The organism is Paenibacillus sp. MMS18-CY102, from assembly GCF_009789195.1.
Lineage (GTDB): Bacteria > Bacillota > Bacilli > Paenibacillales > Paenibacillaceae > Paenibacillus_T.
The window spans coordinates 1-17,364 of record NZ_WSTC01000057.1; the positions used below are offsets into that span (position 1 = coordinate 1).

Genomic DNA, 17,364 nt, shown 5'->3' on the forward strand with positions numbered 1-17,364 from the left:
TTTGCTGTTGCCGGATCATCCGCTCACCTACTTTTTTGTAATGACTCAATTATACGGCAAAAAAGGCATAGCCTCTTCAACTTTTTTGAAGGGCTGTACCTTTTCTAAGAGTTGGACTTTTTCAGTGCCCTCGGTTTTTCTCCCCTATCCCGCACGGGCGCCTGCTGCAAAATATGCGGAAAAGGCATATCACACTGGATTTTCAACTAGTTCAAATGGTTGTCCTTCGCCATATGATATCGTATACAACCAATGATGGTTGGGATGAGGAGGTGATTCATGATGGCATTGCTGCTCTCTGGCTGGATGCTATACGCACTGTGGATCGTGCTTGGTTTCATGGCTCTTGACTTTCTAGTCAGCCTCTATCGCTCGCTTCGTGCTAGCGACTTCTCCCCAGAATTGGTACTCGGATATTTGAAAGACATGTTGTACTATGTCCTGCCGTTGCTTCTGCTCGCCGACATCTCGATGCTTGATGCAACGGGCTGGCTGGTGTCTGTCGGGTATTATGTTGGCGCACTTGGCGTTGTCCTCAAGTACCTGTTCTCGCTGAAAGGCAAACTGTAAGCGCATCACTGCAACAAGCCCCGGCACATCGCATAAGCCGGGGCTTGTTTGGCGTGTTCTCGCACCGCTCCAACCCTGTTACATATGTATAAAAGCCAATAGGTTTGCTCATAACTTGATGTATCCAATTCACCGGAAGGGGACGCCTTGCGTGCTATCATGGATACGAACCAAACCGAATAAACGCGATCAAACGAATGAAAGCAAACCTGCCGATCCCGAAGATAACGGCCTTGATGCGAATTTAGATGCCATGCTGATGAGGATCAGCAAGAAACTTGGCTCCTCTTCTGATCTGGCTATACGAAGATTCAAACTGGCTAAAGCCTGTCCTGTGGATGCTGCGGCCGTGTATATTGGCACGCTCACGGATCGCCAGGCGATTAGCGAGATTGTGCTGCCTTCCCTCATGGCTGAATCAGGGGAACCGCCGATGCCATCGAATGGCAGCCGCCAAGGGCTCGAACATAGCCATAATCAAGACGCATCGCTCGAACTTATTTATGAACAAATGCTAAAAATCGGTGAAGCGTCCTTTATCTCCGACTGGCCCACTCTGGTCATGTCTGTTTTGTCTGGAAAAACGGTGATCATCTTCGACGGATATGGCAAAGCAATCAGCTGTTGCACCAAAGGCGGAGAGAAACGAAGCGTAACGGAGCCATCCACCCAGGTGGCCATCCGCGGCCCGAAGGAAGGCTTTAACGAAGCGTTGGAAACGAATATTGCGCTCATCAGGCGGCGAATCAAAAACCCTGATTTAATCGTTGAGGTTTTTAAACTCGGCAAAGATACACAAACCGATATCGGCATCCTTCACATGCAAGGGAAAATTGATGAAGCTATTGTTCATGAAGTTAAGAAGCGGCTGCTCGAAGCTGACATTGCGGTTGTGCTCGAATCGGGCTTTCTGGAAAAATCGCTTGAGGATCAATCTGCCACCATTTTCCCGACCATTTATAATACAGAACGGCCGGATGCGGTCTCCATGTATTTGTTAAGCGGAAAAGTAGCTATCCTTGTTGACGGGACACCATTTGCTTTAATTGTCCCTACCGTATTTTCGCAATTTTTTTATACGCCGGAGGATTACTACGATCGCGCTGATATTCGCGTTTTTTTGCGAGCGCTGCGATACATCAGCTTTTTTGTTTCCTTGTTGCTGCCTTCCCTTTATATTGCGGCGATTACGTTTCATCAGGATATGATTCCGACAACGTTTCTCATTCATACTGCTGCTGCAAGAGAAGGCATTCCCTTTCCCGCCTTTGTTGAAGCAAGTTTAATGGAATTAAGCTTCGAGGTGTTGCGCGAAGCAGGCATTCGAATGCCTCGAGCGCTTGGCCCCGCGATCTCAATCGTTGGTGCACTGGTTTTAGGCCAAGCCGCTGTACAGGCTGGGATCGTCTCGACTGCAATGCTCATCGTCGTATCGATTACAGGAATCGCTAGCTTTGCTACGCCTGCTTATAATCTGGCCATTGCAGTCCGCTTGATTCGGCTATTATTTATGATTATGGCGGCTACCTTAGGTTTTTACGGCATTGTGGTTACCCTCATCGTTATGCTTGCGCACTTAAGCAGCTTGCGGTCATTCGGCGTTCCCTATTTGTCTTCCTTTAATCCATTTCGCCCTAACATACCCAAGGAAGCACATTCGCCGGATAAGCCTTCTGCCGCCAAACCAAATTGATCCCGCTAAAGGAGAGACATCATGTTCATGCGCCGAGCCAAGTTGCTGCTTCTTCTCGTTAGCATCGGTTTATTGTCCGGCTGCTGGGATGTGCGTGAAATGCCTCAGCTCGCCATTGTCTCCTCGATGGGCATTGATAAATCGCCTGCTGGCAATCAGTACCGGGTTTCGTTTCAGGTCATTAATCCGTCTGAAATTTCGGCAGGAATTACAGAGGGGACCGGAGGCAGAACGACGCCTATAACCGTCTATGCGGGAAGCGGCGACACACTCTTCGAAGCGATCCGCGAATCTTCGGACCTTATGCCACGCCAGTTATTTTTCTCACATACGCGCATTATCGTCATCGGAGAACAATTGGCCCGCGAAGGAATCGAAGATATTTTCGATATGTTCGAGCGATTTAGTGAAACCCGGCTTACTTCTAGAGTCTTGATCGCAAGAGGAAGCAGCGCTGAAGCAGTTCTCTCTACACTCACGCCCATCGAGCGGATTCCGTCAAACTCCATTAACGGCAAACTAAAATTTACATCCAAGCTATTATCAGAAAACATGGAAATTCAAATCGATGATGTCATTCGTGCGCTTAGCAGTACGGCAACGGAGCCAGTCCTTAACGGCGTTCGCTTAGTGGGAGATATCAACCAAGGAAACAAGAAAAGAAATGTGGAAAGCACCATACCGATCGTAAGATCCCGAATTAGCGGAATTGCCATGTTCAAGAGCGGAAAGCTGGTGCGATGGCTTGATGGGACAGATGCGCGGGGCGTCGTTCGCATTCAGAACAAAATGAAAAGCAGCGTCGATATGCTTCCGTGCATGGCAGAGAAGAATGCAATAGCGATCGAGCTCCTTCGGGCAAACACAAAAGTGAAGGCGGCGTTTCATAACGGAAAACCGTCTTTTCATATCTCGGTCAAACAAGAGGGCAGCTTAAATGAAGTGAAGTGCAGCATCAATCTTCAAAAACCTGAGGAAATTACAAAGCTGGAATCACAATGGAGCGAGCTGGTCAAACAAGAAATAAAAGGCGCCTTTAGCGCTGCACAAAAAGAGAAAAGCGACATTTTTGGCCTCGGTGAAACGTTCAATCGCCAGCACCCAAGCCAATGGAAAAAGATCAACAAGGAATGGAGCAGCTTATTTGCCGAAAGTGAAGTGAATGTCACCGTAGACTCTTTCATACGCCATTCGGGCATGAGAATTAAGCCATCATTCCCAGAACAATAGCTGCCTTACTTAAGGAGGAGAATTCGTCGATGGAGAATGCCAAGATTACAGGCAAGCAGTTGTTTGCCCTGATCGTGCTATTCGTATTCGGAACATCGATTGCCATCAACTATGGCCTAAGTGCCAAAAAAGATGCTTGGCTAGCAATCCTTCTGGGTACCATTCACGGCTGCGTGCTGTATACGATGTACAGCTACATGTCCCGCCAATACCCGGGCATGCCCTTGACCCGCTATGCCCGGATGATCGTAGGCAAAGGAGTGGGATGGCTTATCGGCCTGTTGTTCGTTCTTTACTTTATTTATGATGCTGCCCGGGATGTGCGGGATGCCGGCGAGCTTTTGCATATTTCCTTTTACCACCAAACGCCTCTTATCGTCCTTAATGTGGTGATGGTAGCTACAGCTGGCTATGTTCTGTACCTAGGCATCGAGGTTTTGGCGCGCATTGGTGAAATTTTCATCCTTATTATTTTTGCTCTAGGCGCAATTGGAAACGTTTTGGTATATTTCTCCGGAATCGTGGACTTGAATCAGCTGCTGCCTGTTCTGGAGAATGGTTGGAAGCCTATTTTCGATACAGCATACCCTGATACGATTATATTTCCATTCGGCGAGCTGGTTTGCATTTGTACAGTGTTTCCATATTTGCGGCAGCCAAATAAACAAACCCGCATTGGCTTATACGCGATCCTTTTAGCCGGACTGCTGCTCAGCTACACCATTGCGCTTGACATCGCTGTGCTTGGGGCAGATATTGCAGGGCGCTCTGTTTTCGCATTATTAACCATGATTAGCAAAGTAGAGGTTGCCGAATTTTTGCAGCGTTTAGACCCGGTAGCGCTTTTCACATTAATCATCGTCGATTTCTTTAAAGTTTCCCTGCTTTATTATGGGGCGGTTATCGGCGCTGCGGATTTGTTTCGTTTTCAAACACATAAGGCGCTCGTTTTTCCGGTTGGGATCGTCATTCTTCTATTGTCTATGTTCATCGCAAGCAACATGAATGAACATTTGTGGGAAGGACAGCTCTCGATTGCAAAGTTTCAAGTGTTTATAACCGTCGCCCTTCCCTTGCTCCTGTTCATCGTTCTTATTGTCCGCAAGCGATTCGTGAAGAAAACCTAGCTTATGGACAATAAAGATTTAGTGCAACCGGCGGCGTTGAACATAACGATAAAGCGCAAGCAGCATCGGGGTAGAGAAGAATACCCCTAGAATGATCGCTTCGGGCGCTCTCATGAACCAGATGAAACTGAAGGTATTTCGAAGGGACATCGGAAAACGAATGGGAATCAATCCGTCCATGATTAGTGATAGAGCAAGGCTTAACACTAGCAGCAAACTGAAAACGGCAAATGTTTTCATCAGGGCTCCATTCCTTATCCTAGTTTGATTGTTAAGATTTCCTCCCATTCGTTCATTTATCCGACTAGCCATCCGGTCCTGCGCCCATCTACGTCAACTGGCCTCTTCTTCTAGCCGGACATAAAGCGGATATTCCGCTAGTATGCTTTCTTCATCATCTGTTTCGAAAAGTTGAATCAAATAATTGCCGCTCATCGTCACGTAGAACTGAAGGGTTGCGCCGAAATCCATTCCTGGGACGAGCGTTTCATTACGTTTGTTTGTGATGTTAGGCATTTTCAAAATATATTGCGATTTGCCGTTTGGCCGTACGATCCGGCAGCCTAATTCCCCTTCATATTCACTATCCATCCAAACTTTAACAAGAGCACTGACTTTAACGCTTGCCGGAAACACAGGGACGGCAGCATGATTACGAACATTATCGATACTATGTACTTTATGGTCTGCATGAAAGTGGACACGGTCAGCTATCAATACTTGAACCTTTAAATTGGACATGAAGATCTCGCTCTCCCCTCAAAATACAAAGTTTCAGAAACGCTTCGGCTTCCGTTGTTTTTCTCAGTTTGCCTCGTTCTGTCGTCCACAAAAGCATAGGCCCTGAGGTTTGCTTCTGTGTGCCATTAGGAATAGCATAGGCGTGGTGTTGCGGCCATATTTTGCGTTTGTTCTCCACATACCAGCTTGGGGCATGCAATTCGATAATCATCGGCGGCAGCCCAGGTTGCGTAAGCCATTCATTGATTTCATTAAATCCGGCGGATGAATAGTCAAGCTCCATGTAGGCCGCATTGGCGTAAGCAGCACCTGCCGCCTCTCGTATTTGCTGCAATTTTAGACGATCCTTCTTCAACTGAGGCATTACGAAACGTAGGGCAAACAACAGAAGGATGGCAATTGTGATGCAAACATAAGGAATATAAACTCCCCTTTGAAAAGATGGTCCCGGCAGTATGGCCTCGGCAATGATGATAACCATTAGTGATAAATTCCGAGTAATCGGATATCGATTTAAAAAGCCTACTTGCCCGATACATGAGCAGCTCGACTTCTTGTTGTTCTTTCGTTTCATCAGGAGATAAACAATAAAAAGAAGCAGCAGGCCGCTCGCAAGTGCCGCTCTCCACCAATTGTGCAGTGGCATGAAGTAGAGGGCTAACACGGTGGTTTCAGCAGTGGCAGCACCGACCGTTAGCCATAGGGTCCACTGTATCGGGATTGCATCAAGCCCAACCAACTGAAGCCGCGTACTCCAGAACCGATCCTCCAGCCACGAGGCGATTAACGAAACGCCGAAGATCAACACAACGATCATGCTCAATAGATAAGACAGTGCGAGCATCATGGCGCCGCTGCCTGTTCATTCGAAGCTGTTTTATTGGCATCTAGTTTACTTTTCATCCACTCGGCTTGCGCTTCATTCTGTAAAGTAGCCAACGCCTCTTTCAATGGAACATTGTCATTAAGCACTTTCAAGACAGCTGCATTCGCAAATTGACGGAACTTCATTAGATAAGATTTGGAAAGCGTCTCCCATGGATTACGAACTTGGGTCGATTGGACATTTAATAATGATTCAACCGACCTTCCCTCACGTTCAACGTTCAATGCTTGCCGGGTTACCAAAGTTCCCGCCGCCGCGCTTCGCTGTATCTTTTCACTATTTAAGTATTTCACAAGCTCCCAAGCAGCTTCCCTTTGGGAACTATCTGCGCCAATGCTATAAATCGTAGTCAGTTTCCACTGCGCTAAATTAGGGCCGTCGGGATTGTGGGGAACGGTGACGAAATCCCAATCCACGGCAGAATCGTTCGGGTGTGCCGCTTGATATTCGGTTAGATGATCTAAGAAGGATAAGTTATAAATTTGCATAGCCGCACGGCCTTGAGCGAACAAGTTGTTTTCAATGCCCCCCTCAATACGGAAAGCATCTGACCGAAAGCTCTTGATGCCGCGCTCGAATACTTGCATCCAAGCTTCTGTCTCGATTTGAACTTGATCCGTTGCCGGATCTATAATCGATAAATTAGCTGCCCGGGCTAGCGGCTCAATGAGACCGCCAAAGTAGGTTGTTAAAAGTTCTTGCCCATAATTAAAATAGCCGTAGACTCGCTCCTCATCCGTTCCATCCACGGGGAAACGTTCCGCAAGCTTTAAGAACTGCTCCATTGTCATATTATCCTTGGGATAAGGGATGCCGTAACGATCGAACAGCTTTTTGTTGTAATACAGTGCTTGCGTGGATAAATAAGGCGTCAGCCCATTAATTGATCCGCCGCCTGCCGAACGAAGCTCATCAATCACAGCGGGAATGAACGCATCGATATCGTAAGTGTCTTTGGCTATTAGCGTATCGAGGCTCATTAACTTGTCTTCAGAAGAAAGCTTGCGGTAGGTCGCAAGCGAGTCGATCGCAATAACGTCAGGCTTCTGGTTACGGACAATGTCCGTCAGCTTCTCGGGCGAATCTGTAAACAAGTCATAAGGAATTATTTCGAGTTTAATGTTAGGGTGTTCATCAACGAACTCAGTGCCGTAGCTCCGCTCGAATGCATCTTCACTTTGGAACACGAATTTAAGGGTGACTGGCTCCTCCTTCTTCGAACCCGAACACGCTTGCAGCAAAGGGAGCAAAAGCAGCATGGTCATTGCCAGGTTGCGTTTAAACATAGCAATCCCTCTTTCTTGAGTTAGAAAGAACTAGCATCATGGCGCCGCTCCCTGTTCATTCGAAGCTGCTTTATTGGCGTCTAGTTTACTTTTCATCCATTCAGCTTGCGCTTCATTCTGTAAAGTAGCCAGCGCGTCTTTCAATGGCACATTGTCATCAAGCACTTTCAAGACAGCAGCATTAGCCAATTGGCGGAACTTCATTAGATACGGTATAGGAAGCGCCTCCCATGGATTGTAGACTTGGGTCGATTGGACGTTCAATAATGGTTCGACCGATCTGCCATCGCGGTCAACGTTCAGTGCTTGCCGGGTCACTAAGCTTCCAGTAGCCGCATATTGCTGGCTCTTCTCACTATTAAAGTACTTCACAAGCTCCCAGGCTGCTTCTTGATTTGAACTATCGGCACCGATGCTAAAGATTGTCCCTAACGTCCACGCTGATGAGTTGGGACCATTCGGATTATGAGGGACAGTAACGAAATCCCAATCTAAGTCTGGCTCATTCGGATGTTCATTCTGGTATTGAATGAAATAATCAGCAAGGCTTAAATCGCCCAATTGCATAGCCGCATGGCCTTCAGCGAAAATGTCGTCATCGGCGTATTCATCAATCCGGAAAGCCTGCGATCGCAAACTTCTGATGCCGCGCTCGAAGACTTCCATCCAATCATCTGAATTGATTAGAACTTGATCTGTCGCCGGATCGATTATCGACAAATTGGCTGCCTTGGCAAGCGGTTCAATAAGCCCACCAAAGTACGGTGTAAACACGACGTAACCACTATTATAATAGCCGTAGACTCGCTCCTCATCCGTTCCATCCATGGGGAAACGTTCCGCAAGCTGTAAGAACTGCTCCATTGTCATATTATCCTTGGGATAAGGGATGCCGTAACGATCGAACAGCTTTTTGTTGTAATACAGTGCTTGCGTGGATAAATAAGGCGTCAGCCCATTAATTGATCCCCCGCCCGCAGAGCGAAGCTCATCAATAACGCTGGGAATGAATGCATCGATATCGTAAGCGTCTTTGGCAATTAGCGTATCGAGGCTCATTAACTTGTCTTCAGAAGAAAGCTTGCGGTAGGTCGCAAGCGAGTCGATCGAAATGACGTCCGGCTTCTGGTTACGGACAATATCCGTCAGCTTCTCGGGCGGATCTGTAAACAAGTCATAGGGAATTATTTCGAGTTTAATGTTAGGGTGTTCATCGGCGAACTCGGTACCATAGCTCCGCTGGAACGCGTCTTCACTTTGAAACACAAATTTAAGGGTGACTGGCTCCTCCTTCTTCAACCCCGAACACGCTTGCAGCAAAGGGAGCAAAAGCAGCACGCTCATTGCCAGGTTGCGTTTACGCATGTGGATCACTTGCTCCATTCCATAACGCTAGCAGCTCTTCTCCGGTATGAGGGCTTCCGATTCGATCGATGCGGCCGTCCCGTATCCGATAGGCTTGAGGGGTAATGGCCACGCCGAATGAAGGATAGAAATCACGAAAAGGTATGCCAGTCGCTACGAATGAATAGTTAAAATGAGCGATTAAGCCGCGATATTCTGCTTCCTCTCCGTCAGTAATGATAAGGAATTGCCGGTGAAATGGGTTAAATGCAGACAATTGCGGCAACATTTCGATACAATCGCGGCAGCTAAACGAGACGAATAGCACCATGAAGTTTTCATTGTCGATATCGACTGGTTCCTTCAGTTTTTCAAGCGGGAAGACGTCCCCTAGCATTAGGTTGGATTGAATCGATGCTTTCTCTTCCCGATTTTTTTTAAACAAAGCTTTGAAGTTCGTACTCATTGCTGGCTTCCTCCTTTGTTTCGTTGATTTGATGCTTGAGGCACATTTCCGAAAATTTCCCCCGTTGCTTGAGCAATGTTTCATAATCGCCTTGTTCTGCAATCTTGCCTTCATGCATGACGATTATTTCATCTGCCATTGCAGCAATCGGCATTAGATGCGTAACGATAACGGTTGTTAGCCCTTTCCGCTCATCAAGCAGCTTATGCAGAAACTGGGCTGATGTTTCAGGGTCCATCTCTGACGTTGCCTCATCTAGCAATAGGAAAGGCGCAGATTTCACAATCGCTCTGGCGGCGGCGATACGCTGCCACTGTCCGCCGGATAGCTGTACGGAACCAATGAGATTGTTGCCTAACAGCACATCGGGATTGTTATGCAAGTGATCAGGTATGAGATACGGATATTCACGTTGCACCCATTCCAATTGCTGCCTGCTGGCAGGGGCATTCTCAGCTAGCGTTATATTTTCTAGCAAAGACATTGGGTAACGGATATAGTCTTGCTGGACGACGGAAAATTGCTTAAACCATTCGGAACGGTCCACATCGTTCAGATCATTTTCATTCATATAAAGCATACCGGAATCGATTTCATGAAGCCCGAACAACACGCTGGCCAGCGTCGACTTGCCGGAACCGTTTTCACCTACCAATGCCAGCACTTTGCCGCGCTCCAAGGCCAGGTCGATTTTATCTAGAATGAGCCGTTCACTATTAGGATATTTAAATGAGAGCTTGCGGGCAGCGATGATTTGAATTTCTTGTTTCACCTTTGGTGATGCCGTCTCCTCTGTTGTTGCAGAAGCATAACGGTTAAGGAAGCGGGTTAGCCGCCCTGCAAATAATAATACCTGCTTCATGATGAGCGTATTGTTGGCGATAACGCTAAGTGTGCCTTCGGCACTCGATATGGCAGCCGTAAGCGCAATATAATCGCCAATCGTTAATTTATGCTGGCTTACCAGGTAGATCATCAAACATTGGGTCGTAATGAGGCATAGCGGAGTCGACAGTCCGTAAAGCAACCGCCACGTTAGCTCAATCCGATGCAACTGCCGAAAATGCATATGTACGTTCGATATGGCAGCCTCCCATTTGCGCAATAGAAATGGCCTTATGCCGAATATTAACATTTCTCTACTGTTGCGCGAATTCGTCAAAATGTCCGCCATATGCCATACACTCAGTTCATGTTGTGCCCTCTGCTGTTGGCTGTTTTCCATTCGATTCGCATATTTCTGTTCAAATACAAACCCTGGAATCGAGAACGCGAGCAGCACAAGCAGCAGCCAGCTATTATAATGCGCAATAATATTCATATATGACGCTATTAACACCAATTGCCGAACAATTCGGATGACAGCGCCGACCATGAATCGGACATTATTCAGGCTCATTTTTAAGAGATGCAGATCATTGGCATATTCGGGCGTTTCGAGCCGAGTAATCGTATGTATCGATATTTGGGTATAGACATGCCGAGCAACAGCACGGTCTATGTTCAAGCCGATTGTATCGTTCGACCACCTCTCCAAATGAATAAAAGCAAAATTGAATACTTGGACCAGTCCAAGCAAAAGGGCCAACGTTATAATCGGCTTCCAATCCGCTGTGGCAGCAAGCGAGTCAACAATCCGCCGTGTTAGCCCAAACTGCCACCACGTAAGCAAAGGCTGCATTCCCATTAAAAAAATTAACAAATACAGGGGGCGGCTAGCATGAACGAAGCATAGCCTTGCCCAAAACCAAAGCGAATTCATCGCAGGCTGCCCAAACATTCTTCGAATGGTTCCAGCAGCCGTTCGATCCAGGCTACACGACCGCAATGGCCGGATGTAACAACTTGTCCGCGAGCATTAATGCCATAAGCCCACGGATACCCTTGGATTTGAAGCTCTTCGGCCAAAATATGCTCCGGTGGATGATAAACTGTTGCAATCCCATCAAATGCTGTCTGTAATACTTCCATTCCCGATTCGTCTGTCACAGCTAGAATAACTAAATTTACTTTCGTATAGCAGTTCGCAAACTTCTCTAAGCTTTCCAGCGCTGGAAGACAGTCTGCGCATGAGGTGCTAATGACGGCAAGCAGCAGATGATCCGTTATTTGTTCATAAAGCCTCGACCCGTCCGGAAGTGGAATATTAGCTACCATATCTCCCGCTTGAAGAAATTGGCGTTCCCGCAAAAATGGCAATGAAGCAGCCGATTGCATAAATTTGGCCTCCTTTAAATGAAGAATATCCCTCTTGTGTAAGAGGGATATTCTTGTTCACTCATCTTAGCAGCAACCTTCGCTATACGAACATCCTGGTACTGCTGAGCCGGATGTATTGCTGATGCAAGTATGATAGTAATCATGAAGTGAAGCGTTATATGAGCATGCGTATGGCCGGCAAATATTTACCCAAGTGCAGTTTGTACAAGCCATTGAACAACCTCCTTTCTTACAAGTATGTTGTGTAATAAGTTACCATTACAAGGTAATATTACCATATAATAACCACATAAAAACATATCACAAATCAAAGAAAGTTGTAAGAAATCAACAATGTTACATAATATGTATTTTATGTATTGATTTAGTCGGAATTAGATCTTGGCGGGATTTTACGATGAGAATTATGTCGCCTAACTGCTAGCATTCCACCTTAGCATTTGCTTACTTCTATATACAGGAGTGGAAATCCTTGAAGAAAATGAAATCGCTATCATTTTTCTTAAAACGCTTACTCTACCCGCACTAAAACGCCATCCTCGTATTGGTACTTGCCTGTGTCACTAACCTCAAAATCCTCGGCGTTAGCAACAGCATTGACAGTAATTTGTTTGTTTCGTTCATCTATAATCGCCTCGCTGTAGGTTGGATTCGGTACGCGAAGCGCTGTTTTGATCGAGGGGCTTCGTTCGAGTGTGCGTCCCTTCCAGCGATAGATGACGACATCTGGCCACTGCAAATGTAACCCCTCGAATTGGCTCGCCACTTCTTCGAAACCGTCGCCATCCAGATCGATTGCGCGAGGAAATCCCCAATCTTCAAACCCATACCACCGGTCTTGCTTCTGATTCAAAATAAAATAAGCCATCCGCCCGGGACCATTCGCACTCAGCTCTGCAGCGCCATGAAGGATCAAGTTCGAGCTTGGGGCATGTTGCTTTGCTCCCAACAGAAATAATGGCTTCTGGTCTTCCTGATTTTCCGTTTCCAAGCTGCTAGAGAAACAATCCACATAACGATACGCCTTCCCCCTATGTTCGAGCAACGCGACACGTTCATAGCTAGATCCGCATAATGCATGCTCGTCCGTCTCTTTATAGATAGCAAGCGACACGGGGGTCCCATCGATTGCGCCAAAAGCGACGATTGCCGTCCGCTCCCATGTCGGCTTAACCTTCGACTCCTTTAACATCGTTAACTCCACAGGTTGAAACTGAAGCTTAAGCGACTTCGGAAATGGATATGGCGTCCCGTGAACCGAAGAATTTAGCGGATCCGCCGCTTTAGTTACAATAGGCGGTGATGGCTGGATTGCCGTCTCCTGCCCCTGTTCCTGCCCCGCAGCGCCACATGCGTTCAATAGAACCACCAAACAGAGAATAGCTAACAGAGCAATACTTCCTTTGTAATACATGGTTCCCATATGTACAACGCCCCCTCAATACGCTAATTCAATAGACGGGCATTGCAAGAAAATGTTTCATGATAGGCTATCCGGCCTAAACAAACAAGATGATATCTCAAAACCGTTCTGCATCAGAAGCACCACTTTTCTAACGGACACCAGAAGCCGCTATAACCCTCAAAACATGCCCGTTACAAATGTAACGGACTCCACGGCCGTTATTTCGCCATTTTATTGTCTCGTGAGGCCGATATTGGCCATATAGCGTCCACTCAGTCCGTTAGAACTTAAAAGTGACTGATTATGATCAAATAAGGACCGCTCGGTCCGTTAGATTTTCCAACAAACCGATGCTCTAGTTTTGCCAAATGAAAGAAGGGTGTCCCCAAGCTTACGCTCTAGGGACACCCTCTTCTTCTATCCATTCAACATGCTACAGCAGCTTCCACAATGACGCCGTTGTAGCCGGTTCCCAGCCCACCAGCGACGTATGCGCTTGGAGGCATTGATACGACTTGCCGTTATAGGTCACGATATCGCCAACTTTGTACGCATGATTCGCTACCCATGCATTCGTTGGATTCGTCGTGCCTGCATCGGATGTTTTGCCCGAAACAGTAGTGCTTGCTGCCGAGATGTTGCCTGCGCTATCTTTGGCTTTCACGCTAAAGCTGTAAGTCGTGCCCGCTGCCAAACCTGTTACCGTAGCATTCAGCCCGGTGACAGACGCGACCAGCGATGTGCCATTGTATACATCATAGCCAGCAACGCTGCCGGAATTATCCGTGGAAGCATTCCATGACAGCGCGATGCTCGTTTGTGTTACAGCGGTCACGGCAAGGCCAGATGGAGCTATTGGCGCCGTCGTATCTGTTGTCGTACCTCCGCCGCCGCCACCCGTCGAGCATGTGCCAATATTTTTCCAAACGCCATAATCGCCGCTCAGGTCCGGACGGTCGCCTTGCGTCCACCATTTTGCTTCATAAATAATGCCGTTGTAAACCGCTCGTTGGCCACCTGTATACACGCCAGCAGCTGTCCAGGCTGGAACACTACACGTCGTACCGCCGTCTCCTCCGCCAGACACCGCTGTCTTAACGGTCACTGGAGCACTCGCCGCCGAGACGTTGCCTGCGGCATCTTTGGCTTTTACCGTAAACGTGTAGTTCGTGTCCGCCGTCAGCCCAGTTACCGTCGCGCTAGCTCCGCCAACCGTTACAGCTAATGTGGAACCTTTATACACGTCATAACTCGTTACGCCAACATTATCCGTCGATGCGCCCCATGCGAGCGTCACGCTAGTCGATCCAACGTTCGTTGCGGTTGGCGTTCCTGGCACGCTCGGTGCTGTCTGGTCAACTGGAGGAGTAATGCCGCCGCCATTCAAGCCGTTCGCCAGCACATCCAACAGTTTCGTGCCGCTGCATGAATAGTTCGGGCTGACTCGACAGTCGGACGATAGCTCCCAGAACATGCCGCCGCCTAAGCCCAGCGATTTAATGTAATTAATCTTATAACCGAATGATTGCTCGTCATCATAGCTAATGTATGTGCCCGTAGATGCTTGATACAGGTAAGGCACCTTCGACGCGTCGTTCCAATAACGAACGAAACCATTCTTGTTTACGTACTTAGCCGCGAGATCGCCGTAATCGAAACTTCCCGCTTCCCATGTGCCAGCAGGTGCACCATTACAGTTCTGGTATTGCCCATCGCCATTCGGCCCTGCTGCGCAGCCCTTCCAGCCGCGGCCGTAGAACGGAAGCCCAAGCACAACCTTGCTCGCTGGAACGCCCGCGTTCAAATGCCCTTGCACGGCGCTAGCGATATTGAACGTGCTTGCATCTGGAATGTTGGCTGCAACGGCAGCCGGGTCAGCGTAAAGCGGCGCATTATGCGCGCTCTTAGGGTTAAAAGCGCCGTTGAAATCGTAAGTCATAATATTGATCCAATCAACAGACTTCGCAATCTCGCCAAGCTCCGTGTTAGATGCAAAGGATGGGGAAGCGCCCGAGGCGATCGTAAGCGAATATGACTTGCCGTCCGCTGCACCCGCTAGATTAAGCTCCTTGCGGATCTCCTGCAGCAGAAGCGTGTAATTATGCTTATCGTCCGGACGGACGCTGTTGCCCGCGAGACCGCCGCCTACTGGGTACTCCCAGTCGAGATCGACGCCGTCGAAGCCGTAATGGCGAAGGAACGATACTGCCGATTTGGCAAAGGTCGAGCGAGTTGCAGCGGTAGCTGCCACATCGGAGAACCGGTTCGACCATGACCAGCCGCCTATGGAGATAATTGTTTTTAGATGCGTGTATTGCTGCTTTAGCTTGTTAAGTTGATTGATGTTGCCCTTGAGCGGCTGGTCCCACGTATCGCCCGGGAACGCCTTCTGCGCGTCGATCCAAGGATCGCCGAGAACGATCGTTCCATTAGGGACACTAATGTTGCCCACTTCATCTTGGCAAGACCACGTGACCGGATTCGGCCCTGTCGGGTCTGGGTTGCCGTGCGTGCCGTTCCAACAAATGTCCGCGAAAGCGTAGTTGATGTGCGTCAGCTTAGAACCGTCAATATCCGACACATTGTACGTGCGGCCATAAGCCCCCCAAGCCGGGAAATAACCAACCACTTTATAATTGGCAGCCCCTGCTGCTTGCGTTTGTTGCGCTGGTGACACGATTAATCCTGCGGTCGCCGCCAGCAGCATCGCTAACATAACCATCACTGAACGTTTTGTAAAAGCGTATACTGTCTTCATCCTAAAACTCCTCTCGTCTCATAAATGGGTGAATAGGAATCGGTAAGGCTAAGCGGCAACCCTCCATTTCATTTTCATACTATGGCATTTACAAATTGGTTACATTTCTCATTTTGAAGGCTCGATCAGGGGATTGAGAAGGGGTACTTTTCCGCTTTGAAGGGGCAAAAAAATAGCGAGTCCCGGCTGCCAGGACCACTGATGGGACTTTGGAATTACGCAAAAAAGAGCCCTTGCAGGCTCCAGGTGATCGTTCTGAATCTGTTGCACTCGACATAACAAAACAAGCCAAGCTAACCGTATGTCAGCTTGGCTTGTTCTGTGTCCTTATGCCTATACATGTACATGAAAGGCTAAGCGTGCTTGTGCATAATGCCTTGCAAAATAACTTCGAGCCCCCAACGAAGCCGCTCATGCCCCTCTGGCGTCATGCTCCCTGAGGCCATCTGGCAGCACGACTTTATCCAGCCCATGATCAAGTACATAGGCGTTCAGTTCATGCAGGTTCTTTCACATACACATACATCGAGGCTGGACCAGTGTCTAACGCTTTGGCGATTTTGCACATGCTCATGCCAGACGAGCCTTCGTTTTTCAACAGCTCCAATGCAGTGCTTACGATGAGCGCTTGGCTTAGCGGTTCCTTATCCGGCCGCGAACGGCGGCTAATAACAATTCAAGTTGGATTATTCGATGAGTGTGACTCCAGGCTTATGCCCCCACTTAAGGCCTACAGGCAGCATAACTTTTCAACGACTCGTCCCAATTGCCAAAATAAGCAAGCAGCTCATGCTTCGCGCCTCTGGCTGATCGAGAAAGAACCCGTTCCCAACCTTATTGTTTTACTCGAATGAGCCGATCCTTGCCCTCCGCATATCGATAGCTAGTCGCCACACTGCCCGATTGGGCAATAAATCGCTTGTTCTTGCTGTCATACATGATCTTATCTACCGGCTCCCGCTTCAACGCTTCGGTCACTTCAGTCCATTCCATTCTGCCCTTCGTATATTTATAAATATATATTTTTCGAATCGGCTGGTTAGGCGCTACAATAACGACCTCGGTTACGCCATCTCCATCCAAGTCCTCTTCATAAGCATCCCACATTAATGTCGTCAAACTGTTGGCACTTGCAGGATTTATCTTATCTTTGCCGATAAAATAATTACACTTGCCGCCATCTACTAAACAAACGCCAGTTATCCGAACGTCTGCTAATCCGAATGCGCTGCTGGGCGCCATCTGTACATCCCGCATTCCGCCAAGCCCATACTCGAATAATTCATCTGGATTCGAAACCCCTTCAAGCGAGAATCCGCAGTAAAGCGTGGTGTCATTGGGGGAAATATAGTAGGTGTAATAAGTTCCGATTCCTCGGAAAGGAATTTTCTCATGATCAATTGAATCGGCATACTTCAAATAATCAGCTTCCATTCCACACCTCCAACCTATTAGACAATAGATTAATAGGTTTGGTTCCGTGAATTAACAGGAATTTATTCGGTCCATTCATAAAAACCAGCTAATGTTTGTCAAGCTTTGGGGTCTTGGTGTCAGGAAAAAATCTTGTTATAATTCTGTACATGCCAAATAACCTCCGTTGGCGCGGAGGGTGTTGGTTAAATATGGATTATGCGG

The 17,364-nt window shown here is 47.8% G+C and carries 15 protein-coding genes and 1 pseudogene; 5 read left to right on the forward strand and 11 right to left on the reverse strand.

Annotated elements, in window-relative coordinates:
* The 5 genes from GON22_RS26325 to GON22_RS24785 form a co-directional block, all read left to right on the forward strand.
* On the forward strand, positions 1–256 hold a 256-nt coding region (locus GON22_RS26325), incomplete at its 5' end, for a hypothetical protein (RefSeq protein ID WP_237179337.1).
* Positions 257–279: 23 nt separating this feature from the next.
* On the forward strand, positions 280–570 hold the full coding sequence (locus GON22_RS24770) for a hypothetical protein (RefSeq protein ID WP_237179338.1): 291 nt from the start codon (positions 280–282) through the stop codon (positions 568–570).
* A gap of 151 nt (positions 571–721) precedes the next feature.
* Positions 722–2,263 carry a spore germination protein gene (locus GON22_RS24775; protein ID WP_160398757.1) on the forward strand — a complete coding sequence of 514 codons (1,542 nt, stop codon included), beginning with the start codon at positions 722–724 and terminating at the stop codon, positions 2,261–2,263.
* 21 nt (positions 2,264–2,284) lie between these two features.
* Positions 2,285–3,493, forward strand: a complete 1,209-nt coding sequence (locus GON22_RS24780; RefSeq protein WP_160398758.1) for a Ger(x)C family spore germination protein — start codon at positions 2,285–2,287, stop codon at positions 3,491–3,493.
* 29 nt (positions 3,494–3,522) lie between these two features.
* Complete coding sequence (locus tag GON22_RS24785) at positions 3,523–4,620, forward strand: GerAB/ArcD/ProY family transporter (protein ID WP_160398759.1); 1,098 nt, start codon at positions 3,523–3,525, stop codon at positions 4,618–4,620.
* 333 nt (positions 4,621–4,953) lie between these two features.
* Here GON22_RS24785 and GON22_RS24790 read toward each other — a convergent pair whose 3' ends face one another.
* The 11 genes and pseudogenes from GON22_RS24790 to GON22_RS24840 all read right to left on the reverse strand — a co-directional run bounded on the left by GON22_RS24790 (position 4,954) and on the right by GON22_RS24840 (position 17,160).
* Positions 4,954–5,361: a hypothetical protein gene (locus GON22_RS24790; protein ID WP_160398760.1), complete on the reverse strand. Its 408-nt coding sequence runs from the start codon at positions 5,359–5,361 to the stop codon at positions 4,954–4,956.
* Positions 5,327–6,208, reverse strand: coding sequence for a MauE/DoxX family redox-associated membrane protein (locus GON22_RS24795; protein ID WP_160398761.1), 882 nt, complete (start codon positions 6,206–6,208; stop codon positions 5,327–5,329). The genes GON22_RS24790 and GON22_RS24795 overlap by 35 nt, the downstream gene beginning before the upstream one ends.
* Positions 6,205–7,533 (reverse strand): ABC transporter substrate-binding protein, encoded by a 1,329-nt coding sequence (locus GON22_RS24800; protein ID WP_160398762.1) that lies wholly within the window; start codon positions 7,531–7,533, stop codon positions 6,205–6,207. The genes GON22_RS24795 and GON22_RS24800 overlap by 4 nt, the downstream gene beginning before the upstream one ends.
* Before the next feature lie 36 nt (positions 7,534–7,569).
* A complete protein-coding gene (locus GON22_RS24805; protein WP_160398763.1) occupies positions 7,570–8,898 on the reverse strand; it encodes an ABC transporter substrate-binding protein in 1,329 nt (442 codons plus the stop codon).
* A complete protein-coding gene (locus tag GON22_RS24810; RefSeq protein WP_160398764.1) occupies positions 8,891–9,343 on the reverse strand; it encodes a hypothetical protein in 453 nt (150 codons plus the stop codon). Before GON22_RS24810 ends, GON22_RS24805 begins: the two co-directional genes overlap by 8 nt.
* Positions 9,315–11,015, reverse strand: a complete 1,701-nt coding sequence (locus GON22_RS24815; protein WP_160398765.1) for an ATP-binding cassette domain-containing protein — start codon at positions 11,013–11,015, stop codon at positions 9,315–9,317. The genes GON22_RS24810 and GON22_RS24815 overlap by 29 nt, the downstream gene beginning before the upstream one ends.
* Positions 11,016–11,101: 86 nt before the next feature.
* Positions 11,102–11,560 (reverse strand): hypothetical protein, encoded by a 459-nt coding sequence (locus tag GON22_RS24820; protein ID WP_160398766.1) that lies wholly within the window; start codon positions 11,558–11,560, stop codon positions 11,102–11,104.
* Between the two features lie 514 nt (positions 11,561–12,074).
* Entirely contained in the window at positions 12,075–12,986 is a 912-nt protein-coding gene (locus tag GON22_RS24825; protein WP_160398767.1) for a hypothetical protein, read from the reverse strand.
* A gap of 415 nt (positions 12,987–13,401) precedes the next feature.
* Positions 13,402–15,726, reverse strand: a complete 2,325-nt coding sequence (locus GON22_RS24830; RefSeq protein WP_160398768.1) for a glycosyl hydrolase family 18 protein — start codon at positions 15,724–15,726, stop codon at positions 13,402–13,404.
* Between the two features lie 456 nt (positions 15,727–16,182).
* Positions 16,183–16,402, reverse strand: a pseudogene (locus tag GON22_RS24835) (TetR/AcrR family transcriptional regulator); the annotation flags it as partial.
* Between the two features lie 158 nt (positions 16,403–16,560).
* Positions 16,561–17,160 (reverse strand): hypothetical protein, encoded by a 600-nt coding sequence (locus tag GON22_RS24840; protein ID WP_160398769.1) that lies wholly within the window; start codon positions 17,158–17,160, stop codon positions 16,561–16,563.
* Between the last annotated feature and the right edge of the window lie 204 nt (positions 17,161–17,364).